This window comes from Georhizobium profundi, from assembly GCF_003952725.1.
GTDB lineage: Bacteria > Pseudomonadota > Alphaproteobacteria > Rhizobiales > Rhizobiaceae > Georhizobium > Georhizobium profundi.
Genome location: NZ_CP032509.1, coordinates 1,880,204 through 1,905,402, shown reverse-complemented (window position 1 = coordinate 1,905,402; position 25,199 = coordinate 1,880,204). Strand labels below are relative to the sequence as shown.

Annotated in this window: 25 protein-coding genes and 2 pseudogenes; 10 read left to right on the top strand and 17 right to left on the bottom strand. The window is 61.2% G+C overall.

Annotation, left to right across the window (positions count from 1 at the left end):
- Positions 1-10: 10 nt before the first annotated feature.
- Both D5400_RS08895 and D5400_RS08890 read right to left on the bottom strand, forming a co-directional pair.
- Positions 11-370: a hypothetical protein gene (locus tag D5400_RS08895; protein ID WP_126009664.1), complete on the bottom strand. Its 360-nt coding sequence runs from the start codon at positions 368-370 to the stop codon at positions 11-13.
- A 306-nt stretch (positions 371-676) separates the two neighbouring features.
- Entirely contained in the window at positions 677-1,441 is a 765-nt protein-coding gene (locus tag D5400_RS08890; protein WP_126009662.1) for an IclR family transcriptional regulator, read from the bottom strand.
- A 197-nt stretch (positions 1,442-1,638) separates the two neighbouring features.
- Here D5400_RS08890 and D5400_RS08885 point away from each other — a divergent pair, with 197 nt between their 5' ends.
- Together D5400_RS08885 and D5400_RS08880 are read left to right on the top strand one after the other, a co-directional pair.
- Positions 1,639-2,058, top strand: a complete 420-nt coding sequence (locus D5400_RS08885) for a TadE/TadG family type IV pilus assembly protein (protein ID WP_126009660.1) — start codon at positions 1,639-1,641, stop codon at positions 2,056-2,058.
- 1 nt (position 2,059) lies between these two features.
- Entirely contained in the window at positions 2,060-3,793 is a 1,734-nt protein-coding gene (locus tag D5400_RS08880) for a pilus assembly protein TadG-related protein (protein ID WP_126009658.1), read from the top strand.
- A 3-nt stretch (positions 3,794-3,796) separates the two neighbouring features.
- Here D5400_RS08880 and D5400_RS08875 read toward each other — a convergent pair whose 3' ends face one another.
- From D5400_RS08875 to D5400_RS08860, 4 genes are read right to left on the bottom strand one after another with little or no spacing between them, the layout of a single operon-like run.
- Positions 3,797-4,588: an aldo/keto reductase gene (locus tag D5400_RS08875; protein ID WP_126009656.1), complete on the bottom strand. Its 792-nt coding sequence runs from the start codon at positions 4,586-4,588 to the stop codon at positions 3,797-3,799.
- Positions 4,579-5,781, bottom strand: a complete 1,203-nt coding sequence (locus D5400_RS08870) for an FAD-dependent oxidoreductase (RefSeq protein WP_126009654.1) — start codon at positions 5,779-5,781, stop codon at positions 4,579-4,581. Before D5400_RS08870 ends, D5400_RS08875 begins: the two co-directional genes overlap by 10 nt.
- Complete coding sequence (gene gmhB / locus D5400_RS08865) at positions 5,778-6,329, bottom strand: D-glycero-beta-D-manno-heptose 1,7-bisphosphate 7-phosphatase (RefSeq protein ID WP_126009652.1); 552 nt, start codon at positions 6,327-6,329, stop codon at positions 5,778-5,780. The genes D5400_RS08870 and gmhB overlap by 4 nt, the downstream gene beginning before the upstream one ends.
- Positions 6,326-6,889 (bottom strand): D-sedoheptulose-7-phosphate isomerase, encoded by a 564-nt coding sequence (locus D5400_RS08860; protein WP_126009650.1) that lies wholly within the window; start codon positions 6,887-6,889, stop codon positions 6,326-6,328. The genes gmhB and D5400_RS08860 overlap by 4 nt, the downstream gene beginning before the upstream one ends.
- A gap of 171 nt (positions 6,890-7,060) precedes the next feature.
- On the opposite strand from D5400_RS08860, the gene D5400_RS08855 reads away from it, so the two are divergent.
- The 4 genes and pseudogenes from D5400_RS08855 to D5400_RS08840 all read left to right on the top strand — a co-directional run bounded on the left by D5400_RS08855 (position 7,061) and on the right by D5400_RS08840 (position 10,807).
- Positions 7,061-8,059 (top strand): class I SAM-dependent methyltransferase, encoded by a 999-nt coding sequence (locus D5400_RS08855; protein WP_164527831.1) that lies wholly within the window; start codon positions 7,061-7,063, stop codon positions 8,057-8,059.
- Positions 8,060-8,124: 65 nt separating this feature from the next.
- Positions 8,125-8,319: pseudogene (locus D5400_RS21840) on the top strand (glycosyltransferase); the annotation flags it as partial.
- Positions 8,320-8,687: 368 nt separating this feature from the next.
- Positions 8,688-9,227 (top strand): glycosyltransferase, encoded by a 540-nt coding sequence (locus D5400_RS21355; RefSeq protein ID WP_126009646.1) that lies wholly within the window; start codon positions 8,688-8,690, stop codon positions 9,225-9,227.
- Positions 9,224-10,807: a hypothetical protein gene (locus D5400_RS08840; RefSeq protein WP_126009643.1), complete on the top strand. Its 1,584-nt coding sequence runs from the start codon at positions 9,224-9,226 to the stop codon at positions 10,805-10,807. The genes D5400_RS21355 and D5400_RS08840 overlap by 4 nt, the downstream gene beginning before the upstream one ends.
- A gap of 7 nt (positions 10,808-10,814) precedes the next feature.
- Here D5400_RS08840 and D5400_RS08835 read toward each other — a convergent pair whose 3' ends face one another.
- From D5400_RS08835 to D5400_RS08825, 3 genes are all read right to left on the bottom strand, one after another.
- Positions 10,815-11,024 (bottom strand): hypothetical protein, encoded by a 210-nt coding sequence (locus tag D5400_RS08835; RefSeq protein WP_126009641.1) that lies wholly within the window; start codon positions 11,022-11,024, stop codon positions 10,815-10,817.
- Positions 11,025-11,064: 40 nt separating this feature from the next.
- Positions 11,065-11,289, bottom strand: coding sequence for a hypothetical protein (locus D5400_RS08830; RefSeq protein WP_126009639.1), 225 nt, complete (start codon positions 11,287-11,289; stop codon positions 11,065-11,067).
- An 87-nt stretch (positions 11,290-11,376) separates the two neighbouring features.
- A complete protein-coding gene (locus D5400_RS08825) occupies positions 11,377-12,270 on the bottom strand; it encodes a LysR substrate-binding domain-containing protein (protein ID WP_126009637.1) in 894 nt (297 codons plus the stop codon).
- A gap of 207 nt (positions 12,271-12,477) precedes the next feature.
- Here D5400_RS08825 and D5400_RS08820 point away from each other — a divergent pair, with 207 nt between their 5' ends.
- Together D5400_RS08820 and D5400_RS08815 are read left to right on the top strand one after the other, a co-directional pair.
- On the top strand, positions 12,478-13,695 hold the full coding sequence (locus D5400_RS08820; RefSeq protein WP_126009635.1) for an acyl-CoA dehydrogenase: 1,218 nt from the start codon (positions 12,478-12,480) through the stop codon (positions 13,693-13,695).
- Positions 13,696-13,757: 62 nt separating this feature from the next.
- The gene (locus D5400_RS08815; RefSeq protein ID WP_126012988.1) at positions 13,758-14,888 is read left to right on the top strand and encodes a CaiB/BaiF CoA transferase family protein; all 1,131 of its coding nucleotides are present in this window, start codon (positions 13,758-13,760) and stop codon (positions 14,886-14,888) included.
- Positions 14,889-14,921: 33 nt separating this feature from the next.
- On the opposite strand, the pseudogene D5400_RS08810 reads toward D5400_RS08815, so the two are convergent.
- A pseudogene (locus D5400_RS08810) lies at positions 14,922-15,080 on the bottom strand (SRPBCC family protein); the annotation flags it as partial.
- Positions 15,081-15,293: 213 nt separating this feature from the next.
- On the opposite strand from D5400_RS08810, the gene D5400_RS08805 reads away from it, so the two are divergent.
- Positions 15,294-15,683, top strand: coding sequence for a hypothetical protein (locus tag D5400_RS08805; protein WP_164527829.1), 390 nt, complete (start codon positions 15,294-15,296; stop codon positions 15,681-15,683).
- A gap of 49 nt (positions 15,684-15,732) precedes the next feature.
- Here D5400_RS08805 and D5400_RS08800 read toward each other — a convergent pair whose 3' ends face one another.
- The 5 genes from D5400_RS08800 to D5400_RS08780 all read right to left on the bottom strand — a co-directional run bounded on the left by D5400_RS08800 (position 15,733) and on the right by D5400_RS08780 (position 21,638).
- The gene (locus tag D5400_RS08800) at positions 15,733-16,005 is read right to left on the bottom strand and encodes a curli assembly protein CsgF (RefSeq protein WP_126009631.1); all 273 of its coding nucleotides are present in this window, start codon (positions 16,003-16,005) and stop codon (positions 15,733-15,735) included.
- 54 nt (positions 16,006-16,059) lie between these two features.
- Entirely contained in the window at positions 16,060-16,668 is a 609-nt protein-coding gene (locus D5400_RS08795) for a hypothetical protein (protein WP_126009629.1), read from the bottom strand.
- Positions 16,669-16,692: 24 nt separating this feature from the next.
- On the bottom strand, positions 16,693-17,097 hold the full coding sequence (gene csgH, locus D5400_RS08790) for a curli-like amyloid fiber formation chaperone CsgH (RefSeq protein ID WP_126009627.1): 405 nt from the start codon (positions 17,095-17,097) through the stop codon (positions 16,693-16,695).
- A gap of 65 nt (positions 17,098-17,162) precedes the next feature.
- Positions 17,163-20,756, bottom strand: a complete 3,594-nt coding sequence (locus D5400_RS08785) for a beta strand repeat-containing protein (RefSeq protein ID WP_126009625.1) — start codon at positions 20,754-20,756, stop codon at positions 17,163-17,165.
- Between the two features lie 132 nt (positions 20,757-20,888).
- The gene (locus tag D5400_RS08780; protein ID WP_164527828.1) at positions 20,889-21,638 is read right to left on the bottom strand and encodes a CsgG/HfaB family protein; all 750 of its coding nucleotides are present in this window, start codon (positions 21,636-21,638) and stop codon (positions 20,889-20,891) included.
- Positions 21,639-22,584: 946 nt separating this feature from the next.
- Here D5400_RS08780 and D5400_RS08775 point away from each other — a divergent pair.
- A complete protein-coding gene (locus D5400_RS08775) occupies positions 22,585-23,235 on the top strand; it encodes an invasion associated locus B family protein (protein ID WP_126009621.1) in 651 nt (216 codons plus the stop codon).
- Positions 23,236-23,324: 89 nt separating this feature from the next.
- Here D5400_RS08775 and D5400_RS08770 read toward each other — a convergent pair whose 3' ends face one another.
- Together D5400_RS08770 and D5400_RS08765 are read right to left on the bottom strand one after the other, a co-directional pair.
- Entirely contained in the window at positions 23,325-24,248 is a 924-nt protein-coding gene (locus tag D5400_RS08770; RefSeq protein ID WP_126009619.1) for an SRPBCC domain-containing protein, read from the bottom strand.
- Positions 24,245-24,586 carry an ArsR/SmtB family transcription factor gene (locus D5400_RS08765; protein ID WP_126009609.1) on the bottom strand — a complete coding sequence of 114 codons (342 nt, stop codon included), beginning with the start codon at positions 24,584-24,586 and terminating at the stop codon, positions 24,245-24,247. Before D5400_RS08765 ends, D5400_RS08770 begins: the two co-directional genes overlap by 4 nt.
- Positions 24,587-25,199: the final 613 nt, after the last annotated feature.

The following is a 25,199-nucleotide window of genomic DNA, read 5'->3' as shown; positions in this document are numbered from 1 at the left end:
GCGATGAGGCCTAGCGGCGCAGAAGCCGCTTGACCGGGCCGTTCTGCGAGCCCTTCTGCAGGATCCCGTTGTCACCGCCGAGGATGTTGACGCCGGAAAGGATGCCGTTGCCGTTGAGCAGGCCGTTGCCGTTTAGGATCGAGTTGCGGCTGAGGTCGTTGCCGCTCGCGATCGCTGCACCATTGAGGATGCCGCCGTTCAGCACACCGCCGACATCGACGCTGGGCGAGACGTTCAGCAGCTGCTTGTTGGACGAGGTGTAGCTCTGGCTGCCATAGCCGCCGCCCTTGCCCCAGCCGCCGGCATGGGCAGCCGTGGCAGTGGTGGCAGCCAGCAGCGATACGACAACGAGCTTGATTGCACTGTTCATGGATACTCTCCTCACTCAAGGTTGAATTACTTGCAGACAACAACTCCTGATGTGAGAACGCCACGATGACGCAGATCTGGCAACCGACAACAGCAGAACAGCGTGCATAACGGAATATTAAGCATAATCTTCGTGCTTAATATTATGCATTCAGCAAAGAGAACCTCTGAGTTCACGCATGAATACAAGCAATTCGATTAAATATTGAAATATCTGGCAAAGATCGGCGCAGCGATCAGGCTGCGCCGAAGGTGGCCGTGGGGCGGGGAATATCGGCTGACGATTGAGAAGTGGCGCAGCTCGCGGTCAGCGCGCTGCGGCGTATCGGGCGGCACGCATGTGCAGCTTCAATGCCGAAGCTTCGTTGGCGGCGGAAAGCAGCGAACCGACGGTCAGATCGGCGATGCCGCCCGTCTCGGTCGGGCGGCAATAGACCGTGATCGCGGCACAGGCCTCGCCGCGCGCATCGAGAACGGGGGCAGCGATCGTCGCAGTCATGCTGCCTGGCGCTGGCGGAAGCGCTGCATAGCCACGGGTGCGGACCCCCATCGCGATCGCATTGGCGTCAATTGCGCTGCCGGTCTGCACCATGGCCGTTTCGCGGGCGACCAGATCGCGTGTCGCGTGCATCGGCAGGAAGGCCATGAAGACCTGTCCCGCGGCCGAGGCTGTGAGTGGTTGCGTTGCGCCGAGGCGAACCGGTGAAACCAGCCGGGTAACGGGTTGCTCCGCCCAGATGCAGATCGGCCCGGCAGGCCCCATCACATCAATGCTCACGGCCACATCGAGCCGTTCGGCCAACGCCCGAACCGTGTCGCAGGCCCGCACGACGGGATCGGTGTTCTCGAGTGCTTCAAGCCCGAGCGCGATCGCCGTTGCGCCCAGACCGTAAAGCCGCGTGCGTGGATCCTGCACGATCATCCCCTCCTGGATGAGACTGCGCAGATAGCGATGCGCCTTGCTCGGCGGCAGTTTCGATTGATATGCGATCTCCTTCAGCGTCAACGCCGCTCGTCGACCGACGAAGGCCTGAAGAATCGAGAATGTGACGCCCACTGACTTGATCACCATGACATGCCCCTCAAATTGTGCCGCGCTCGCAATACAACCATTAACTGCATTTCAAGTTAATGCAACCTTAGCGGATGCTGACCTGCCGATTCAACCATTCGGAATGCATGGCTTCATGCGCGACAGTCTGCAATTTTCGGTAGAATAATGGTTTCCTACAACTGCCATCATGGGCCCGTTCAATGGATGGGACCGTCATGCTCTACAAAGGACTGTTTTTGCGCTGCCGAAGGGGTGGTGCCGCGATCGAATTCGCCATCGTCGCGCCGCTGTTTATCCTGACGCTCCTGACGCTGGTGGCCTACGCCATCTATCTCAACACCGCTCATGCCGTTCAGCAGATCGCCGCAGATTCGGCCCGCATCGCCGTTGCCGGCCTGAACGAGGAGGAAAGGCTGCACCTTGCACGCAGCTACGTATCCTCCGCAGCGATTTCCTATCCGTTCATCGATGCAGCGATGATGGACGTGGATGTCGGGGATGACCCGGAGCCGGGCCAGTTCACGGTGCGCCTTTCCTATGATTCCGCCGGCCTGCCGATCTGGAACCTCTTCACCTTCACCATGCCCGAGACGCGGATAGAACGGTACGCGACGATCCGGATCGGAGGCATCTGAGATGGCTGCAGGGAAGACGTTTCTGGCGCGTCTTGCAGCGAACCGGCGCGGTAACGTGGCGATGATCGCGGCAGGTGCCCTGCCGCTCGTTGCCGGATCGCTGGCTCTTGCCGTCGATTACGGCAAACTCACGCTGGAGCGGCGCACGCTGCAACAGCATGCCGACCTCGCGGCGATCATCGCCGCATCCAACGCGGCAGACCGTATGGGCGCCGTGCGTCACTATCTTGCTTCAAACAGTCTCGACTACGTCATCGCCATCGAGAACGGCTTTGTCGACACCGAAGGGAAGCATCTGGCAACCGTGCCCGACGATCGGCAGGGCATCCTGCGGATCGAGCCAGGCGTGTATCTACCTTCATCCGAACTGGAGGTCGGTGCACGCTTTCGTGCGGTGGATGCCACCGCAACATCGAACGCCGCGCGCGTCGAGATAAGCCGCCCGGGCACCTTGCATTTTGCGGCGCTCTTTTCCGAGCCGCCGCGGCTGAGCGCAGTGGGCACAGCACATGCCTCCGCACAGGCTGCGTTCTCCATCGGGTCACGGCTCGCCAGCCTCAACGATGGCATCGCGAACCAGGTGCTGGGCGCCATGTTCGGGTCGCGCATCGACCTTAAGCTGATGGATTATAACGCGCTTGCCAGCGCCGACATCTCTCTTCTCGCCTTCATGGATGCCCTTGCGACCAATCTCTCACTGGATGCGGTCACTTACGACGAGCTTTTGAATCGTTCTGTCAGCATCGGTCGCATGGCGACGGTCCTTTCCTCGCTCGAAGGTCTGTCGCCACAGGCATCTGCCGCACTGCGGTCCCTGGTGACGGCGCTCGGCACCAAGGAGACACCAATCGCGCTTTCGGCGTTTCTGGATGCAGGACCGGTGGGCCGCGCAGCTGTCGGCGCAGCGCAAGGCCTGGCCGTGAAGGCCAATGCCCTCGACTTCCTGTCCGCCATGGCCTCCATCGCCGGCGCAGGCCGCCAGATCGCACTCCATCTCGACCAGACGCTGCCGGGGCTTGCCTCCGTTTCGCTGAAGCTCGCCGTCGGCCAGCCACCGGCAGGCAGCGCCTGGATCGCCATCGGCGAGCGGGGCGCAACGGTCCGAACCGCGCAGACGCGCCTTGCCCTCGATGTGAAGGTGCTCGGCACGGGCGCCATATCGGCCTTGCATGTGCCGCTCTACCTCGAAGTCGCCTATGGCGAGGCGACGCTGTCGGCTATCGACTGCGGTGCCACCCGCTTGCCGCGCAGCGTCACCCTCGACGCTCGTCCCGGCGTCCTCGAAGCGGCGATTGGCAAAGTCACCGCATCATCCTTCACGGATTTCACCCGCGCCCCGACGGTTGCCAAGGCCTCTCTCGTCGATTTGCTGCTGCTCAAGGTGAAGGCGTCCGCCCATCTCGAAGTCGCCAACATCGACACGACGGCGCTTCGCTTCTCGGGCGACGATATCGCCAGGGGCGCGACGAGGACCGTCGATACGCGCGATCTCACCCGCTCACTGACACTATCCCTCTTGGAGCGGCTGCAACTGGAGGTCGACATTCTCGGCCTGGGTCTCGGTATCGGCAACGTTCAAGCCGTCACGAAGCTCGTCACATCCCTGCTCGAAGGGGTGAGCGCGCCGCTCGATGAGGTTCTGCATTCCACGCTGCGGTCTGTCGGCGTTTCGGTTGGCGAAGCGGATGTCCGCGTGACGGGCGCCGAGTGCAATCGCGCCGTGCTCGTTCAATAAGGTCTACGCGTTGAGTGCGCGGCTGGCGGCTTCCACGTTCTGGGCAAGATGGTGCGGGTCGATCGTCCCGACGACCAGCGACGACACGCCGCGATGACCAAGAATCATCCGGAAGCTTTCGGCAACCGGATCGTCGCTTTGCGAAACGGCATGGCCGGAAGCGAGCGGCTTCTTGATGAGAACACCCTTGCCGCTGGTCGCTGCCGCGTCGATGACCGGCAATTCGTCCTGATAGGCGAGATTGTGCGTGACCATCACACAGTCGCTTGCCGCAAGCGCACGCAGCCCGCCCTCGATGGTTTTCGTCGACATGCCCGTCGCGCGGATCTTTCCCTGCGCCTTCAGGCGTTCCAGCGTATCCAGCGCGCCGAACCGGTCGATTCCATCGAGATCGTCGCCGTTGGAGTGAATGAGCACGATGTCGAGCCGATCCGTTCCAAGCCGCTTCAGGCTCCGCTCGACGCTCAGCGTGATGTGTTCGCGCGAAAAGACATAGTGGCTCTGCCCGCTGGCAGCGTCGAATTCCTCGCCGGCCTTGGAGCAGATCAGCCATTTGTCGCGCTGTCCTTTGAGCAGCGCACCGAGCCGCTCTTCAGACGTGCCATAGGCCGGCGCAGTATCGATGAGGTTGATGCCGAGATCGGCGGCGAGCGCCAGAAGCGACGCCGCCTCCGCATCGCTGGGCAACTGGAACGGCTTCGGCAGTTTCAGCCCTGCCGTACGGCCGAACTTGACTGTGCCGAGCGCGATTGGGCTGACGCGCAGCCCCGTGGTGCCGAAGTCTCTCAAGTCCATTTGATCGTCTCTTCCCAAGGCAAGCGCGCGACTTCGGGACGCGGCAGATCGGCAAGGCGGGACCAATCGACCGAGGCTTGCGCGCCCTCGCCCAACCGCGGACGAAGTTTACCGAGCGCCAGTCGCGCGAGTTCCGGCGCCAGCGCCAGTTTCGTCGGCCAGGCGACGAGGCAATTGCCGACTTCTTCGACAAACGCGCCATCCGGACGCGCACCGCCTGGCTGCAGCGGTTCGGCGCGATCGATGCGCAGCGTCGCCCATTCGGCTTGGAACGGCCGAAGCTGCGGCAGGAGCCGGTCGATCGTCTCACGGGCCGCAGCGATCTGCTCATCTTCCGTTCTCTCCACGCCCGTTTCGGCGAGCCCGCCGCCGAGATACCAGACGACACGGCCATCGCTCGACGGATGGCTCGTCACGGTGAGGAGCGGGCTGCTGGACATGCCGATGCAGTGGCCGAAAAGCGGAAGATCGACCGTGTGGCGTGCCACCACCATGTGCAGCGGCCGCCGCTGCAATTGCGGGCGCACGATGTTGAGGCGTGCTGCAAGGTCCTCATGGCCCGCACCGGATGTCAGGACGAGGGCACGCGACTTGAGAACGAGCCCGTCCTCAAGGTTGATGCTGCTGACATTGCCGGCATCATTGAAACCATATGACATCGTCTCGGCGGCAGCGTGGATGATGCGATCCTTAAGCGGTGCTGCCAGAGTTTCAACCAGCGACGGCATGTCGAGCACGAACTCGTTGAGACGATAGACTGACCCACTCGCACCCGGCAGCTGGAAGATAGAGGGTTTGTCATGGTCGTCGACGCGGTCGACGCGGGAGCGCATTGCCTTGCTCGCGAAGAACGACGTCACCTGCGATGTCAGCGATCCGGCAGACCAGAGATAGGTGGCATCTGAAAGCTCCCGCACGCCTTGGAGATCAAGCTCGCCTTGACCCTTCAGGCAATCGCGCCAGAGGTTCGGCATCCGGCCGATCGCATCGGCAGCAGGCGTCATCGCACCGCTCAGCGCGTATTTCGTGCCCCCATGGATGATGCCCTGGGCGTATCGGGTCTGCCCACCACCAAGCGCGGTCTTCTCGATCAACAGCGCGTTGAAGCCGTCCTGCGTCGCCCGGTTGAGCAGCCACAGACCGGCGACGCCGCCGCCGATGATGACCAGATCGAGTTCCATCGGTTCCCTCATGCGCCGCCCTCCGCGATGATGTGTTCGGCGAAACGGGCCAGATCGTCGAAAATCAGCGTGTTTTCCGGGAGGCTCGACCGGTCCATTTCCGTTTTCACGCCTTTGCCGGTTCGCACAAGTACCGGCCGGAACCCGCGCGAGACGCCTGCCTGCAGGTCGCGCAGGCTATCACCGACGAGCCAGCGCTCTTCGATATGCTGCGCGCCGAGCCGATCAAGTATCTCGTCGATCATTCCCGGCAGCGGCTTGCGGCACGCGCAGCCGTCGCCTGGCCCATGCGGGCAAAAGGCGATGTGTGCGATCGCGCCGCCCGCCTCTGTCACCGCCTCCTCCATGCGCCGATGGATGGCCTGAAGCGTCTCGAGCGAAAGATAGCCCCGCGCGATGCCGGACTGGTTCGTGGCAACCGCGATGGTGTAGCCGGCCTGTGCCAACCTGGCGATTGCATCGATGCTGCCTTCGATCGGCCGCCACTCGTCGACGGACCGGATGAAGGCATCCGAATCGTAGTTGATGACGCCGTCGCGATCGAGGATGACGAGCTTCATGACGTGGCAAACCGCCGGTCCATGTCTTCGCAGATCCAGTGCCCGATGAAGAGATGCGCTTCCTGCACGCGCGCCGTCTCACTTTCCGGCACGGCGAGAACATGATCGCCAGTTTCAGCAAGCTTGCCGCCGCCCCTGCCCGTCCATGCCCACCCCGCAGCACCAACGGATCTGGCCGCAGCGAGACCGGCGATGATGTTTGCGCTGTTGCCCGACGTGGAAATTCCGATCACCGTGTCGGAGGGGCCGCACAACGCCTCCACCTGACGGGCAAACACCGTTTCGAAGGCGTAGTCGTTCGTATGCGCCGTCAGGATCGAGGTGTCGACCGTCAGCGCGAGAGCCGGCAGCGGCCGTCGCTCAGCGCGGTAGCGCACGACGAATTCTGCCACCAGATGCTGGCTGTCGGCGGCACTTCCGCCATTGCCGAAGAACACGACCTTGCCGCCCGCGCGGATCGAGCGCTCGATCTGGTCGGCCAGAGCCACGACTTGGGCCTCCAGCGCGCCCAGTTCCGCAAACAGGCGCCGATGCCGTTCCAGCGCGTCCAGAAATGACATGAATGGCTCCCGATGATGCCGCCTTTTGAGCGCGCGAGACAGTTAACTGCCGCGCGAAGTCGGTGCAAGCCGCGCTGCTTGCGTTGCGATTGCCGCGACACTGGTGCTATCGAGTGTTTCGGGCATAGATCCAGCGCCATTGTCGCGCCCGTTGCAACTGGTAGAGCCGAGATGCGAACCGTTCAAAGACCACACTGCATCGCCTGCGGCAGCTCGGGGACCGAGCTCTACAAGGATCTTCCCGACAGGCTTTTTTCCGCGCCCGGCACGTGGACGATCAAACGCTGCGACAATACCCAGTGCGAGACCTTGTGGCTCGACCCGGCGCCGGCCCCGGAAGATCTGGGCGAGATTTACGGCGATTACTTTACTCACGGCAAGTCGGACCGGAAGCTTTCGAAAGCGAAGCGGGCTTATCTCGAAACGCGATATGGCGCGAAGCCCACCAGCGCGACCGATCGCCTTCTGGCTGCGCTATTCGCCACCCGGCGCCGGCGCAAGATGGAGATCGACGATCAGGTTTTTCATCTGAAGCGCGATTCACGACCACAGCGCGTGCTGGATGTCGGGTGCGGCAGCGGTGATGCGCTCTGGACGCTCTCGGAGCTCGGCTGGGAAACCGTCGGTGTCGAATTCGATGCGAAGGCGGCAGAGGCGGCTCGCGCCAAAGGCCTGACTGTCCATGTCGGCGATATCACCGAGCAGAATTTCGCTGACGCATCGTTTGATGCTGTGACGCTCAGCCATGTGATCGAGCATCTGCCCGATCCACACACGACGCTGCGAGAATGCCACCGCATTCTCAAGCCCGGTGGCTCGCTGACGATGCTGACGCCAAACGCTGGCGGCCTTGGGCATCGCATCCATAAAGTCGACTGGATGGCGCTCGATCCGCCCCGCCATCTCAACATCTACACCGTCGACAGCATGAAGCGGCTTGTGGCCGATTGCGGCTTCGCCAATGCCGAGGTCACCAGTTCCGCATCGGGATCCGACCGGATCGCCATGACGAGCAGCGCGATCAGGAAAGCCGGCCACGCCGACCTCGGCGCGAAGCCCGGTTTTCTCGTCAAGCGCGTCGCCCGCCTGCAGCATGCGCTCCAGGCGGGATTGGTGAAGGTGAACGGCAAGCTCGGCGATCAACTGGTGGTCAAGGCTTGGAAGACATAGAAGCGCAGCGCGAGCCGCAAACAGTCGAAACGCGCGGTGCCGTCCACCGGCTCGACATTGCGATCGTGATCTTTCGCCTCGAGCCTGCCGGGGGGTTGGAGATCCACGCGCTCCGCCTTGCTGAAGACCTGGCCGCGCGCGGCCACCGCGTGACCCTCGTCACGACCCGAGCCAAACAGGTTCCGTCGGGGATCGAACTGCATCGGATTGAGCCACGCGGCTTCTCCAACCATGGGCGGATCGCTGCTTTCGCGCAGGACATGGCCCGGGAGACGGCGGGGAAGTTCGATCTCGTCATCGGCTTTCAGCGCATGCCTGGGCTCGATGTGCTCTTTTGCGGCGACTGGTGTTTCGCCGACCGGAACCGGCAATGGTGGAAGGCCCTTTCGCCGCGCGCAAGAATGCTCACATCCTTGGAAAAAGCCTGCTTCGAGCGCGGTAGCGACACGCTCCTTCTCATGCTCGCAGAGCCGCAGGCTGAAGCCTACCGGCGCTCTTACGACACCGAGCAGGAGCGCATGATCATCCTGCCGCCGACGCTCGATAAGAACTTGATCCCGCAGGACCTCGATGCCTCGGAACGCGCCACCCTGCGCACGAAGCTCGGCTATCATCCGGACGAAATCATCTGGCTCTGGCTCGGCCTGCACCCCAAACCAAGGGTCTCGACCGGGCGGTGGAAGCCCTTGCGTTCAGTCCGGCAGCGAGGCTGGTCGCCTGCGGCCCCGATCCGGAAGGCCGGAAGATTCAGAATATCAGAAAACAGGCGCAAGCCCTCGGATGCGGTGACCGATTGACCTTGTACGGCCTGACAAAAGGCAACGCTTTGAAGGACCAGTTGCGCGCGGCGGATCTTCTCATGCACCCGGCCAGACTCGACGTGACCGGCATGGTGATCGCCGAAGCGCTCGCCGCCGGCCTTCCCGTCATCGCCACCGCCAACTGCGGCTTCGCGCCACTCGTCGAAGAAGCAGCAGCGGGCATCGTCGTGTCGTCAGAGGCATCACCGCGCGAGCTGGCCGAAGCAGGCTCAGCCGATAAGGCGACACTCACGCGCTGGTCGCAATCGGCCAGAGACTATGTCGCGCGAACCGATTTGAGCACGGGCATGACCGTCGCAGTCGAAGCCATCGAAGCACTTGCACGCCGAAAGCGATCGCAACCGTGAGCGCCGGTTTTTTCATCGTCGAACCGAACAATGTCCCGCAAACGTCCGGGTCCGACGATCTCGCAAAGCTGGCGGCACTTCTGGAGACGAGGCTTGAACAGTTCATCGCGATGCCGGCAGGATCGGCGGTCGCGGCTTGCGCCCAGGCCAAACCGGTCATGCTGGATCGCCTGGCAACGCATCCCGTGGATCTTCTCATAGCCGTCGATGGTGCTGGCCGGCGCGAGAGGCGCATGCTGGCGACGGAGGGACTGCGTTTTCTCGACCCGACGGCGGAACTGCCGATCGTGATGGATCGGCTGTCGGCACTTGCAGCCCTCAGGATGCCGGTCGTGGCCGCTTGCGGTGAGAATTGGCGCTGGGCTCTGGTGCGCGCTATGGCCGAAATGGGCCGGCTTGAAACACTGATCACCGGGCTCAAGCTGCCGAAGCGGCCTCTACCGGTCGTGCCGATGGCCGTGCTCGATCTGTTCGCAAATGGCGGAATGGAAAGCCGGCCAGCTCCGCGCATCCTCGTCGTCGGCCGTATCGAGGCATCCGTCAGCCTCTATTTCGATGGCCTTCCGCCTGAGACTGCGCGCATGCTCCGCTTCATCGAAGCCGAAGCCCTGGTCGCGAATGTCGCGTTGCTCGAAACGGTCGACGCGATCATCATCGTGCGCGATCTCGAACGCTGCCACGACCTTGGCCTTCTCAGCGTGACGGCCCGGCTCGACATTCCGCGGGTCTGGTTCATAGACGACAATCCGTTGGTGCTGGCGCGCGAGGATTATCACTGGGCCTTCTACAGCGAAAAACGCCTTACCCGCCTGCTTGAGGGCTTTACCGGCATCTTCGCCTCGACCGATGCGCTCGCAGACGCCCTACGGCACCTGCACCAACAGGTTTTCATCTTCCCGCCTGTGCTGGATCGCCGTCTCATTCCGCAAGCTCAGCCAGTTTCAGAAGAACTGACGGTCGCGCTCGCCGGCGGCGGGTTTCGTTCGGAAGCGTTTCAGCGAGATATTCTCCCCGCACTGCATGCCGTGCAAGCCGACAAGCCCGTTCACCTGGTAGCGCCAAAGAGTTTTGCCGCCGCGCCGCAACAAATGCCGAAAACAACGTTCCTTGAGCCCAGGCAGTCCTTTCCCCAATTCGTCCGCGCATGGCGACAAGGAAAGCCCAACGTCCTCGTCCACCCCAGATCGGCGACGGAAAACGCGCCCTACAAGACCCCTAATGCCTTGCTTGTCGGGCTTTATCTGGATGCGGTGCCGATCGTTCACGCCGATGAACCAGCTTATGTCGCCTTGCCCGAGCACCCGGGTTTCGTGAAGGCTCGGACCGGAAGGGAGTACCAAGCGGCGTTTGCCGAGCTGATGGACCCAGTCGCACGTCGTACACGCCTTGCAGCACTGCTTGAGCTTTGCGAAAGCCTCTTCGGTGGAAGAACCAATGAAGCGGCGTTGGTGAGGTTCATGGGATCAAGCCGACCGCCCCGACCGATAACCAAGGCCTTGAAGCTCGGTCTTCCCTTCCGCCGCGCAGCGGGACGCATCGACCGCCTTTTCCGTCAGGCGCGGCATAAGCTGCGCCGCTGATCGCATGCTATTTCTTCTTGGCCACGCCGGGGTCGTCAGCATCGAGCGGCCAAGTCGCGTCACCCTCTTCCTTGCCCGAAAAGACACGCGGATCGGCGCTGGCGACGCCGTTATTGTCGGAATGGCGCTTGCCCTTGGCAAACTGCCCGGAAATTTCCTTGCTGCGGGTTTTGGGCTCCGCCCCAGCCGTCTTTGGCGTTTTTGCGCTCGTGGCCATTGTGGTCTCCCTGCTCTGGCTTCGCCAATCGCGCCTGAGGTCAGCGTCCGCCATTCACGCAAACGAAAGGCCGTCCGTAAAGCGGCCGGTTCGCCATCACTTGTGCCAGTGCGTGCAGCGGCGGTTGCGGGCTTTCATCGGGGTTCGGGTTGGGCATCTCGTCCGGCAGCCTGTCGGGTTCCGGCTCCTGGATCGGCGGCTCTTCGGGCAGCAGCGGCTGGTTTGGCTCTTCGTCTGGCCTGGTAGGTCTTGCTGGATCGGACACAAGCGGTCTCCTTTGTCGCTTATGCCTCCAATTGGCGAGCGGCCGAACTGTTCCGGTATGTCCGTTCAAATTTAATGATCGGTCCGGTCAGCTCTGCCCGATCTCCCCGATCAACCACGCGCGAAACGCGGTAACGGCGGGGTTGCTGCGCGAGCGCTCCGGCGAGATCAGCGCATAGGTTTCGCCGGTCACCAGCCGATGGGGTGACGCGGCAACAAGCGTGCCGCGGTCGAGCGCGTCGCGTGCAATGAGTTCCGGAATGAGCCCGACGCCGAGACCAGCGGCGGCGGCATCGAGAATCATGTCGAAATGATCGAAGCGCGCACCACGGGTCATCCGGCGCGGATCGAGCTCCCGTTCGCGAAACCAGTCGAGCCAAAGCGTCGGCCGCGTGGACTGCTGCAGCAGCGGCAGTTGCTGAAGGTCGCGATCATCGAGGCTCGCGCCTTTGGCAAGAAAACGCGGCGATGCGACGATCACCATCTCTTCCCGCAAGAGAGCCACGAGATCGGCGCCCGGCGGCTCGTGCTGGCTGCGCATGATTGCCACGTCGAAAGCTTCCTGTGCGAAATCGACCGGACGAAGCCGCGCCGCGATGTCGAAGTTCACGTCCGGCATGGTAGCGGAAAATGCCGCCAGCCGCGGGATGAGCCAGCTGCGGCCGATGCTCGGCAGCACCGCCAACCGCAGCACGGAAGAAGCGCCGCCGAACGCAATCGCCGAGGCAGACGCGTTGCGCAAATCGTCCAGGAGCGGCTCGGCGCGCTCGAGCAGCACGGCGCCCGCGCGCGAAAGCACGAGCCGGCGCCGCACTCGCTCGAAGAGAAGAACGCCGAGGCGATCTTCCAGAGACGAGAGCGAGCGCGAAATGGCGCTCTGAGTCAGATTGAGATGTTCGGCCGCTTGCACCGTCGTGCCGAACCGCGCGCAGGCAACGAAGGCTTCCAGTTCGCCCACACTCGGCACATAGCCCTTCGACATCGCTCACCCCGCCTTGAACCGCCGATGATCATATTTGCGCATAGGGTTGAGCAACAAGTCGCGCTACGCACCATGCCTGTAAGCACCATAATCGCGAATCGAATGTTTGCGTCACATGGGTTGATGAGAAATCATCATTTTCTTTGGCTTGCCGCATCACTTATAAAAAGTGCGAGATTTGCACGCGATGCATAAGGAGGATTTCCGATGACCGAAGCTTTGAAGGCAAAAGATCGCCCGGACGGCGCTGCTGGGTTCCAGTGGGACGACCCGTTCCTGATTAATGATCAGCTGACCGAAGACGAGCGGATGATCCGCGATGCGGCGGCAGCGTTCGCCGCTGACAAGCTCGCGCCGCGTGTCGAGCAGATGTACATGAACGAGGAAAGCGATCCGTCGATCTTCCGCGAAATGGGTGAGAACGGCCTGCTCGGCGTCACCGTGCCGGAGGAATTCGGCGGTGCGGAAGCCTCCTATGTTGCCTACGGTCTCGTTGCCCGCGAAGTCGAGCGTGTCGATTCCGGCTTCCGCTCCATGATGAGTGTCCAGTCGTCGCTCGTCATGTATCCGATTTACGCCTATGGCGATGACACGCAGCGCCGCAAGTACCTGCCGAAACTCGCCTCGGGCGAATTCATCGGCTGCTTCGGCCTGACCGAGCCCGATGCCGGTTCCGATCCCGGCGGCATGAAGACGCGCGCCAAGAAGATCGATGGCGGCTATCTCCTCTCCGGCTCGAAGATGTGGATTTCCAATTCGCCGATCGCCGACGTCTTCGTCGTCTGGGCGAAATCGGAGGCGCACGACGGCAATATCCGTGGCTTCATTCTCGAGAAAGGCATGAAGGGCCTCTCCGCGCCGAAGATCGGTGGCAAACTCTCCCTGCGCGCGTCGATCACCGGCGAAATCGTCATGGACGGCGTGGAAGTGCCGGAGGAAAACCTGCTGCCGAACGTCTCGGGCCTGAAGGGTCCCTTCGGCTGCCTCAACCGTGCCCGCTACGGCATCTCCTGGGGCGTACTCGGCGCGGCGGAAGATTGCTGGCACCGCGCCCGGCAGTATGGCCTCGATCGCAAGCAGTTCGGCAAGCCGCTCGCCGGCACGCAGCTTTACCAGAAGAAGCTCGCCGACATGCAGACGGAGATCACACTCGGCCTGCAGGCGTCGCTGCGCGTCGGCCGCCTCATGGATGAAGGCCGCATGGCGCCGGAGATGATCTCGATCGTCAAGCGCAACAATTGCGGCAAGGCGCTCGATATCGCCCGCCAGGCACGCGACATGCACGGCGGCAATGGCATCCAGATCGAATATCAGGTCATGCGCCACGCGCAGAACCTCGAAACGGTCAACACCTATGAGGGGACGCACGACGTTCACGCGCTGATCCTTGGCCGCGCCCAGACCGGTATTCAGGCGTTCTTCTGATCATGACCCTAAGCAACGACAACGAAGCGGCCGAAGCTGAAGCCCGGCCGCTTCGAGGCAGCGTGCGCAAGCCGCTCGAAGGCGTCCGCGTCGTCGAACTGGCACGCATCCTTGCCGGCCCCTGGGCCGGCCAGGTGCTCGCCGATCTCGGCGCCGAAGTCATCAAGATCGAGGCGCCGGAAGGCGACGACACGCGCGGCTGGGGCCCGCCCTTCGTCAACCGCGCAGACGGTGCCCGCGAAGCGGCCTATTTCCATGCGGCCAACCGCGGCAAGACGTCGATCACAGCCGATCTGAAGAGCGAAGAGGGTCGCGCCCGCGTGGTCGACCTCGTGCGCAGCGCCGATGTGCTGATCGAAAACTTCAAGGTTGGCGGACTCGCGAAATACGGCCTCGATTACGATAGCTTGAAGGCCGTCAACGAGCGCCTGATCTATTGCTCGATCACCGGCTTTGGCCAGACGGGCCCCTACCGGCACCGCGCCGGGTACGATTTCATGATCCAGGGCATGGCCGGCATCATGGATCTGACCGGCGACCCCGAAGGCGAACCGCAGAAGATGGGCGTCGCCTTCGCCGACATCTTCACCGGGCTTTACAGCGTCATCGGCATCGAGGCCGCTTTACTCGAACGCAGCCGCACCGGCAGCGGCTGCCACATCGACATGGCGCTCTACGATTGCATGGCAGGCGTTCTCGCCAACCAGGCGATGAATTACCTCGTGTCCGGCAAGGCCCCGAGGCGGCTCGGCAATGCCCATCCCAACATCGTGCCCTATCAGGTCTTCCAGGTCGCAGATGGCCACCTCATCGTTGCAGTCGGCAACGACCGCCAGTTCCGGGCGCTCGCCGAGATCATCGGTCTGGCTGCGCTTGGAACCGATCCATCCTACGCCACGAACGAGGCCCGCGTTGCCAATCGGGATGCTCTGATAGCACTGCTTGCACCAGCGATCGCGCGTTTCGAACGGGACGCGCTTCTTGCGCTTCTCGAGAAACGCTCCGTACCGGCAGGCCCGATCAACACGGTCGCCGACGTCTTCGCCGATCCCCAGATTCTCGCGCGACAGATGAAGATTGAGACCGCCGACGACCTGGGCACGTCGATCCCTGGAATGCGTATGCCGATCCTGTTCGACGGTACGCCCGCCATCGCCGGGCGCCCCGCCCCAAGGCTCGGGCAGGACACCTAAGCTTCGCCGCCGCTCGCAGCCGGCGGCCGCCGGTCAGAGCGCGCCCACGAAGCGCACCAGCTTGCCAAGCGTCTGATGGCCGAGCTCGATCGCACCAAAGCCGCGCGCCTCTTGGAACTCGGCTTGCCTCCTGAACACCATGCCGAGCGTCACCAGTGTCGATCCGTCCTGCGCCTCGAACAAGGCCAGTGCGGCCGTGTCTCGGCGTTCATGCAACCATCCAGGACAACGCCTGCGCAGCGCGCGAATTCACCGCGCCAAATGATGCTGTCGATGCATACAGCCTTTCAAGTCGCCGCAAATAGCTAAAATTGTGCGGAAATATAAACGGTATGAAAACCATTCAAATTCACGTCTTTTTAGATGAGAGGTGTCTATACTGCAATTGTAATCAGGGAGAACAAAATGAAAAAAGCACTGATACCAGCATTTGCAGTAATGGCTCTTGCAACCACTGCAAACGCCCAGCCCATCTCATCGCCCGCTTATATTCAGCAGATCAACCCGTCGAGTGCATCCGTGCAGCTGACGACCAGCCAGTTGATGACACCGATCATCAACCTCGTCTCACAGATGCCGGAACTCACACCGCGGGGCCCCGGCAATCTGGGACTCGTCTGGCAGGACGGCACGAACAACAACGCGACGATCGATCAGCGCGGCAGCCAAAATGTTGGTCTTATCCGCCAGATCGGCATGGACAACGTTGCTTCCATCAGTCAGCGCGGCATCGGCCATCAGGCCATGGTCTTCCAACAGGGCCGCAACAACGTCGCGATCATCCGCCAGCGCTAGAAGCGCGTGGCGGATGGTAATCTGCGGTCGATCAGAGCGCTTGGCGTGATCAGTTGGCGCTTGGAATGAGCGGAACTTCTGGAACCGGAACCGGTGTTGGATCTGGCTGCGGGATGCCGCCGAAGTCCGGGAAATCGATGGAGAAGCCGGGCGAGCCGCCGCCGGCAGTTTGGGCAGTAGCCTGCGACAGCAACCAGTTGCCGTTCAGCGGGTCACCGCCGAACGATGGATTTATGGGCCGATAGACCAGCTCGGAGGCATGAACAGCCCCGATGCTGCTCAGCAGAACTGAAGTTCCGACGACTGCAGCAAGAATCTTCATTGTTTAAGTCTCCGAGAAAAACCTGGCGAGCTTGGGTAGCCTTGCCAGCATCGTTCAATATGCTCTTCTATTCGGTAGCACATACATTCTGCCAGGCACAATGACGACGTTGGCGTTGCTGAGACCGTTCAGGCCGCTCGGCATCATGAAATTGCCTGATGACGGCGTCTGGATAGCCACCACATTCGTGTTGACGGAATTGCGGACGTCGAGCACGCCCGCAAGGTTGCTGCCGACTTGGACGTAACCAACATTGTTGTTGTTCCCCGACACGCCAACAAGCTGAAAATTGTTGTCGCCCCGGCTTGCCTGAACAACGCTGTTGTTGGATCCGCCCTGAACGAGAAGCAGCGCCGAATTATGCCCGTCGATTGCTTGAACCGCACGATTGCGCGAACCGCTTTGATCGATCAGCGAGGCGCTGCTGTGCCCCTCGATGGCCGATGTGGCGGCATTGTACGAACCAATTTGTTGGATCGAGGTCGTGTTGCCTGCCTGACCGCTAACGAACGGATTGATCGGCTCCATCAATTGACCGACGATGGCGGGAGTGGGTACCCCGCTCTCGGGAGCTGTCGGCAAGAGTTCCAGCGCAGATGCACCGCTTATACCCATCAGCAACCCTGCAATGGCTCCAGTCAGCGCACTCTTCCAGGTTTTCATGTTCCGTCCCCTTTTCCCCAAGCCTCAAAGCCGGATAGAGTGCTCATCGAGTTCAACGTCAGTCTGTAGGCGACAGAGCGGCGTGCCGTCGTTCGCAATGACTGCCATCTCGATGGCGACCCGCGAGGGTTTGTCGACCGTTATGACGATCGCGCCCAACGAGCCATCCGCAAAGCGATTGGTCTGACTGGTCTGGCTGACACCCGAAGCCGATCGCTTCGTAACCGCAATTTGAACACTGCCTGCCAAGGCCTCAGACGTTTCGATAAAAGGCCGCAATCGAGCAAAGTCGGTTCCATCGATCTCGACGCCACATGCGGCAATGCGAGAATTGAGAATGTCCCCGTCGATGGTCTGGCCGTTTATCGAAGCGCCACTTGCGCCAGTCGAAAGAAGGAGGCCCATCAAGAGCAGCGACATGCCGGTCATCAGAGCCTCCTCTTTGTCGGTCGATACCGGCGCGGGCTGACCGCGCGCGCCGGTATCGTGATTGCTTAGTTCTGGATGACGGCAGCGACGTTGCCGCGACCCTGCTGGAGGACCAGCGAGTTTTGGCCAGTTCCGCGCTGCGTCACCGAAGCCACGTTGGCGTTCGTACCAGCACCAACGCCGTTCTGGAGAATAAGCGAGTTGTTCGACGAACCAGCCTGATCAACCAGTGCGTAGCTGAAATCGCCAGCCTGGATGACCGTCGACGACTGCGCCGTACCCGTCTGCAGAATGCCGGCGCCGGAATTGCTCGCGTTCTGAACGATGAGCGAGGTGCTTCCGAGGCTTGCGATCTGCTGAGTCGATGCGAAGTTCTCCGAACCGTTCTGGAGCGTGAGCGACGCATTGCCGAGACCGCCCGCCTGAGTGGTCACGGCGCCGTTGCCACTGCCATTCTGGATCGTGCCGGCAACCGAAGCAGCCGTCAGCGACTGGCTGGTAATGGCCGCGTTGCCTTCACCAATCTGAACCGTGGCCGCGATGGCACCGATCGTTGCCGTCTGTGCGTTGGAAGCAAAGTTTCCATCGCCGATCTGCGCCACTCCAGCCAGCGAACCGGCAGCGACGAGCTGGCTGTTCAGGCCGGTATTGCCGTCACCCACCTGCACGATACCGGCGGCAGAGGCGACAGTGGGGATCGAAACAGCTGGCAGTTCTGGGATCAAGCCCGCCGGAAGATCAGCGATGTCTCCATCGACTGTTGAGCGGATCTGACCATTCGGGTTCGATGTCCCACCCAAACCGAGAAAGTTGGTGTTGGCATTTCGTCTGGTCACCAGCGAGACTTGACCTGAGATATCAACCTCGGTCGGAACCAAGACCTGACCTACTTGCGTGTTGGATGCGGTATTTCCTGAGCCGATTTGGGCGATTACAGCAACCGAATCTTGAGCCGGAGCCGCGTCAGTACCAGAGGCGGTAATTGGTCCCCATTCGAGATAGAGCGTACGACCCAAAGCGTTGAGAAGCGGCTGCTGTCCGCCATCATCAAGCTCGTAAGTCACCGTCTGGAACTCACCCTGCGTGTTGAACGCACGGTTGTCGTTACCGACCTGGATGATGCCGCCGAGTACGCCCGAGCTGTTGGCCTGCTGGAGGTTACCCGCCACGTTGCCCGAACCGAACTGGCCGATCAGTGCGGTGGAGTCGTCGACGCCATCCTGGATGTTCCAGGCAAGGTTGTCGGAGCCGCCCTGTAGGATCGCTGCCGAGACATTGTTGCCATCTGCCTGGGTATTGGCAGCATCATTGTCCAGGCCGAGCTGAACAATCAAAGCATCCGAATTCGTGATATCGGACTGAGCGTTCAGGCCCGTATTGTCGACGCCACCCTGGACAATGACAGCCGATGTCGGATTGACATCGCTCTGCGCATTCACGGCAGTGTTGTTCACGCCAGCCTGCAGGATGCCTGCCGACGAGCCAGCTTCAGCGCCCGACTGCACGTTCGTCGCCGTGTTGTCGGCACCGAGCTGAATGATGCCGGCTTCTGCACCGGCAGTGCCTGCGAACTGAGTGTTGCTGCCGAAGTTGTTGTCACCTGCCTGAATGATGCCGGCCGAATTGGCGGAACCGGCATCCTGAAGGTTGACGGCTTCGTTGTCAGCACCTGCCTGGATGATGCCAGCTTCATTGCCGTCGCCATCAGCCTGAGCGTTTGTGGCTACGTTTTCTGCGCCTGCCTGGATGATGCCGGCGGAATTCGCCGCACCTGCGTCCTGCAGGTTGACAGCTTCGTTGTCCGCACCCGCCTGGATGATGCCGGCTTCGTTGCCATCACCACCAGCTTGCGCGTTCGTTGCTTCGTTATCTGCACCTGCCTGGATGACGCCAGCTGTATTGTTCGCACCGTCGAGCTGGAGGTTGGATGCCAGATTGTCGGCACCGAGCTGCAAGATCGCTGCATCATTGTCCAGTCCGGCAACCTGAACGTTCGTTGCAGTGTTGTCGGCACCCGCCTGGACCAGCCGAGCGCCCTTACGCGCCCCACCGGTCTGGAGATTCGTACCTTCGTTGCCGACGCCAGTCTGAACAATCGCACCGCTGTTGTCAGCGCCGCCGTCCTGCAGGTTCGTCGCCGTGTTGCTATCGCCAAACTGTGCAATGCCGGCAGTATTGCCTGCTCCGGCACTCTGCGCGTTCAGGCCGGTGTTGGAGACACCTGCCTGCAGAATGTCGGCCTCGTTGTTGCCGCCTTCCACCTGTGCAGATTGGACATTAGTCGCACCATTGTCATTGCCAAGCTGCACGATCGAGGCGTTTGCACCCGTTTCGACAGCCAAATTGGCCGCGCCGACCTGGCTGTTGAGAGCGGTGTTGCCGTTGCCGGCCTGGAGGATCGAAGCCTGATCGCCGAACCCGTCCTGCGAGTTATTGGTCGCCGCGTTGTCATTGCCGATCTGCAGGGTTGCAGCTTCGTTACCCGTGCCATCGCGGCTGACGTTCAACGCCGTGTTGTCATCGCCGAACTGGGCAATCCCTGCAACGTGATCTGTACCACCGGTGTGGAGGTTAAAGCCGTCATTGCCATCGCCGCCCTGGATGATGGTGACGGCTCCATCGGTGCTTGAATTTTGGTTATTAACAGCAAGGTTGCCATCACCAACCTGCAGCGTACCCGCTGCATTACCTTCGCCCATTCTGTAAAAATCAACGACGCCAGCGCCAAGAGGCTCATAGAAGTCGACCGTCTGCGTGTTGAGCGCAACGTTACCCGTGCCGCCTTGGGCAATCGTGGATTCCGAACCGTCCTGGCCCTTCTGAAGAACGGTTGCGACGTTTTGCGAGCCGCCCTGAAGGATGCCCGAGAAGGAATTGGCCGTCGGATTGACCGCACCTGCAACCTGCGTGTTGAACGCAAAATTGCCCACTGCAGCCGCATCAGGATTTACCTGGATGATGCCGGAGTCATTGCCGTTACCGGTCTGCTCGTTCTGAGCGACGTTGGCGAAGCCGCCCTGAAAAATTGCACCGCGGTTGGAGCCGGTCTGAAGGAACCTGTTGACGATGTTGTTGTCGCCGAACTGGGCGATGCCACCGACGTTGGAGTCAACCTGCAGGAACTCACCGCCGATGAAGTTGCCCGTGCCGAGTTGCATCGTGCCGAGATCGTTGTTGCCGCGCTGCGCATCCGAGCCGCCATCCGCGTTCAGCGGGGCAAGATACGGAAGAAAGATGTTGCCGTTACCGTACTGATAGATGAAGGCCCGGTTAGCCTCCTCTTGCGAGAGATAGGCAAGGTTGCTGTTGTTCAGCTGACCGATGAATGCCTGATTGGCTGTCTGCGCATTTGCTGCGCCCATAGCCAATGGCACCATGGCGGCGCTCGCCATGAGTAGCTTCTTAAATGACATGAATGTCTCCCAAATGAATTTTTGACCCGCGGGAACACCCCCCGCCCCGGCTCGCCCATCGCGCTTTTTGGCGAGGGTTAACGATCGGTTAATACCAGAGACAAAGTCCTGACCGCAAGTCGAAACGCTTTCAAAACTGTTAAATGGTAAATTACGACAGGATCTATAAAGCCATAGTGAGACAAAAATAGCACATAGGCTTAGCCTGCTTCGGGTTGAAACACTCTGGGGAAATCGACGCGTCATTTTGGGCCAGCTCGTTCCAGTACAGGCGTAACGGATGCGGATGACGCAATTTTATTGCAGTGCCACAACGCAGAACGGGGCCGCAAAAGGCCCCGTTCTTACTAATTCAATAGAGTATTATTACTTACAGATTTAGGATCCGCGCGGAAGCGTGCGGGCGTAGGTCGTCGTGAAGTCCTGAATCAGCTTTTGCTGCGCAGCACTGTCGCTGAGAGTCCATAGCCCGTTTTGTAGCCCCTCAACGATCAGAGAGTAGACTGCAAGCTCTATGCTTTCTCTCACTGCGAGGTGGCCCGGGTCGTTGTAGGAATTGCCAGCTTCGATCTCGAGCAGCTCTTCCGGGGCCGCGAATTTGTAGGCGCCACCGCGCATCATGTAAGAATAGATTTGCTTCGACGTCGTGGTCGACGCGAGAACTTCGCCCGTCTGGACGCTGACAGCGCGCAAGGAGATCGTCACGAGATCCGAGCGATACTGGACGTCGCCTCCGATGCCGAGGAAGCGCGCACCGGCCCCCCCTGTACGTTCGTTGGAATCGTAGCCGACAATCCCACCCTCGAGGATCAACCCGGCAAATCGCACAGGCGGGAGGTTTGCAGCGCCAGGGCTATAGGCGCGCTGAGTGTTCTCGATCAGCGTGCGCTCCTGAACCAGGTTCTTCAGCCCACCTCGCTCGACAACCCTGAACCATTGCCCATTGCCGGTCGACTTCAGGACGTCGATCAACAAATTGGCGCCGCCCTGGGTTACGGCGCGGCTGTATTCGGCAAAATTGTCGTTGGGCTTGGCCTGACCCGTCAGATCCGGAAACTCATAAATGGCCACATCGACGGGCTGCGCAGGCGCCGGTACCTGCTCGATCTTCAGCGTCGTTTTCGTCAATGACTCAAGCTGTGCCGGTGGCGTTGGAAGCTGTTGACCCGTAGCGCACCCCGCAAGTGCGAGACTCGCCAGCACCAGCGCGCTGGTTATGCTTGCATGACCCATGTGTTCCCCTGCCCCAGTAGTCGCATAACGACGTTCAACACAAAGACTAGCGCCTGGCTCCCCCGGAAAAGCGGGTCTGTTCAATAACACGGACGCAATCTAACTCGTCGCCAATACCGGTTCCGTGCCTACGAAACAAGCTGATCGCCCATGACTCTTTGCAGGTTAGCTTAACGGGAAAGCACTGTTGCACAACAGCAACGGGCGCTTTTGAGTGTGTGACTAAAGGAAGGGCAGCGTCGATCAACACTCAGCGACACAGTCACGTATTGAGTAGAGCGTGCTGGTCGATACTGTATTTCGGTAAGCTCGCGCGCGGCTCAGGGCTATTGGGCACCGACTCCTGCGCCGACATTAGGAAAACGCTCAGCCCCTTGAGGCTGAGACAATGCCAATGCGACGCCTGCACCGACATTGGGGAAGACGGGCCCTCGCAACTGAGGTTCGATTGTCCTCGCAACCCTTGGCGCTGGCGGCTCTCTGCGCACGGCTGGACGTGGGGGCGGCACCGGGCGGGCGCTTTCGGGAAGCTGCATGATATATGCGCCGCCCTGAGCAGGTAGACTATCGATCCGGCCCAATTGGCCGCGCGACGAGGGGTCAACTTGGTTCACATAAGCGTCCGAGACTTGAGCAGCGCTCCCATTCACCGATGCGAAAAAGAGCGCAATCATCGAGACCCTTCGAAACATTTCTGCACTCCAACCCTGCCCCAGTCTTCGGCTAATACCAATGCGTCTCCCCTCAAGCAATGGCTCGAAGTTCTTGCTGTTCAATTTAAAACGATTGCGTATACACCGATTTCGAGTAAATGCTTTTACGTCTCGACTGGGGGTAATGCGTGGTGCGCTTCAAATCTGCAATCAAGTTGACCGTAATGGCCAGCCTTTTGTCGGCTGGCTCGGCAATCGCGCAAATCAACCAGAACGACGGGCCTCTTGTTGCACCTATTCAGCCAGAACCAACCGTCGGGCTTCCCGAACAGGCGCCCGCGCCAGCACAGCCCGTGCCCATAACGCCGGCACCCGCCGCAACACAACCTGCGCGATCCAGCACGCCGCCAGCGGCCCCTCCGGCAGAGACAGCCGAAGCAGATTCATGGCAGCTGGAATGCCTCGAACGCGAGACTGAATCCCGCTTGTGTCAGGCGATACTGCGCTCGCGCGTTGGCGAGCAGATCGCCATGGTGCTTGCTATTGCGAAGAACCCTCAGGACGACGCCGTGAGCCTCCAGATGGCGTTGCCGTTAGGTATCGACATCCAGCGTGGGGCAATCTTGACGGTCGACGACTTCCAAGAGACCTTGATGCCGTCGCGGTGCACAGCTCAGGGCTGCCTTGTAGAGACAATTGCTTCCGCAGAGTTGGTTGACGCGCTTATGTCGGGAAATGCCGGTGGCGTCCGCGTCTTCAGCACAGATGGCCAGACGATTGATCTGCCAATGTCGCTGCGGTCCGCAGCTGCCATCTTCTCGGAAGCCGGACTGGACTAGTTCTCCTACACTCCGGCTACGCAATATCCAGTCTCACGACTGAAGCGGCTTTCTGCACACGCGACTGCGCAGGAAGCGGCGGCCGCCGGTCACAACGCGCCGACGAAGCGTTCGAGTTTGCCAAGCGTCTGATGGCCGAGCTCGATCGCACCGAAGGCGCGAGCCTCTTGGAACTCGGCTTGCGTACTGAAAACCATGCCGAGCGTCACCAGTGTCGATCCATCCTGCTCCTCGAACGAGGCCCAGGCGTCGGCATGCTTCGGTCCATTTTCGCCCCAGAGCAATTCGTAGGAGAAACGCTCCTGCGGCAGGATCTCGCCGTAGCGATGATGGTTGGGATAGATAGTGCCGTCCGGCCCGATCATGTCGAACACCCATTCGCCGCGGGACCTGAGATCGATGCGTGCCGTGCGGCAGGAGAAGCCATCGGGACCCCACCAGAGCGGCAGTGTCTCGGGGTTCATCCACGCGTTCCAGACGACGCTGCGCGGCGCGCGAATACGCTTCTGCAGCACCATGGTGCGCAGGGCGGTGCCGGCGAGATTGTCCAGGCCGGCACTGAACCCCGCGCGGTGGCCGTCTTCCATATCAGCAGCGAGCGACGAGAGCTGCACGGTGACGGTGACACGGCTCGTTTCACCGAGATCGGTGAAATCGGCTGTGACCAGCGCCGCCGACTGCGTTGCGCCCTCGCGCGAGACCACCTCGTAATTCACGCTGCGGACCTCTGTGACGAGGTCCAGCCAGCCGCATTCGCATCGCGTATCCGCCTCCCCCGCCACCTTGCACAGCGAAATCTCGCGCCCGCCGACGCGCGTGTCGGCCTCGACAAATTCGACCGTCACGGATGGCATCGACGCTGCCCAGACCGCACGGGCGGCCGGCGCCGTCCAGGCCTGCCACAAGGTGGCCACCGGCGCGCTCACCACTCGCTCGAAAGTCAGCGTCGCAAACCGGCCGCTACGGTCTTCACTGGGCAAAGTGGGCGTCTCAAGCGTCTTGGACTGTGTCATCGTTCACGCTCCTTCATCACATCCATCACGAAGGCATCGAGCCGATCCAGACGTGCCGCCCAGACCGCCCGCTGTTCCTCCATCCAGGCACGGGCCGGCTCCATGGCCTCCGGCCGGATCGCGCAGGTGCGGATGCGCCCATCTTTCGATGTCGAGATCAGCCCCGCTTCCTCCAGCACGGCAAGATGCCGCATGATGGTCGGCAACCGCAGCCCCGTCGGCTCCGCCAGATCCGTCACCCGCGCCGGCCCCTGCGCCAATCGGGCCAGCATCGAACGACGCGTAGCATCCGCCAGCGCGTGAAAGAGCAGAGAAAGATCCGGATCATGCTTAGCCATACAGCTAACTATCTACGCAAATCGAAGATTGGCAAGCAAAAACTTCGTCGATCGGCTAAGTGACAGCAGGCAGCGCCTGATTGCTCGATAGAGATCGGGTAGAAAAGCATGCCAAACGCGCTGGAAGACAGCGTCTGCGTTTCGGTGCGAGTATCGTTGAAGAAGAGAAAATGGTGGGTGGCGTAGGGATCGACCAGCGCGTCCAATAGTTGAAAAAATCAAATACTTGAGGCGTTGCCTAGAAAATTTGCGTAGCATTTTTGCGTAGCAGATTTTCTTGAAGCCGGTTGCAAAATTCTGGTCTATGTAGCCGGCTCATTGAAGTGCGCCGAGAGTTTCGCACAAACGTAGATTGCAGGCCACGCGGCGACGAACAGGGCCAACGAAACCCACGCCGCCGGGTCGCCCCGCCGGAGACCTTCGACAATCTTTTGTGCGTCTCCGTAGATCGAAATCCATTTCAGGTAGATCGCGCCACCCGCGCCCCATAGCGCTGTCGCCACCGCGATTGCTTGTACGCTCGTCAGTGAAGTGTCTCCCTGTTGAGAAAAATGAACCGGTAGGCATGGACCAGCGCTTCGTCGAAGAAGTCGCCGTCGCCCTTGCTCTCAAA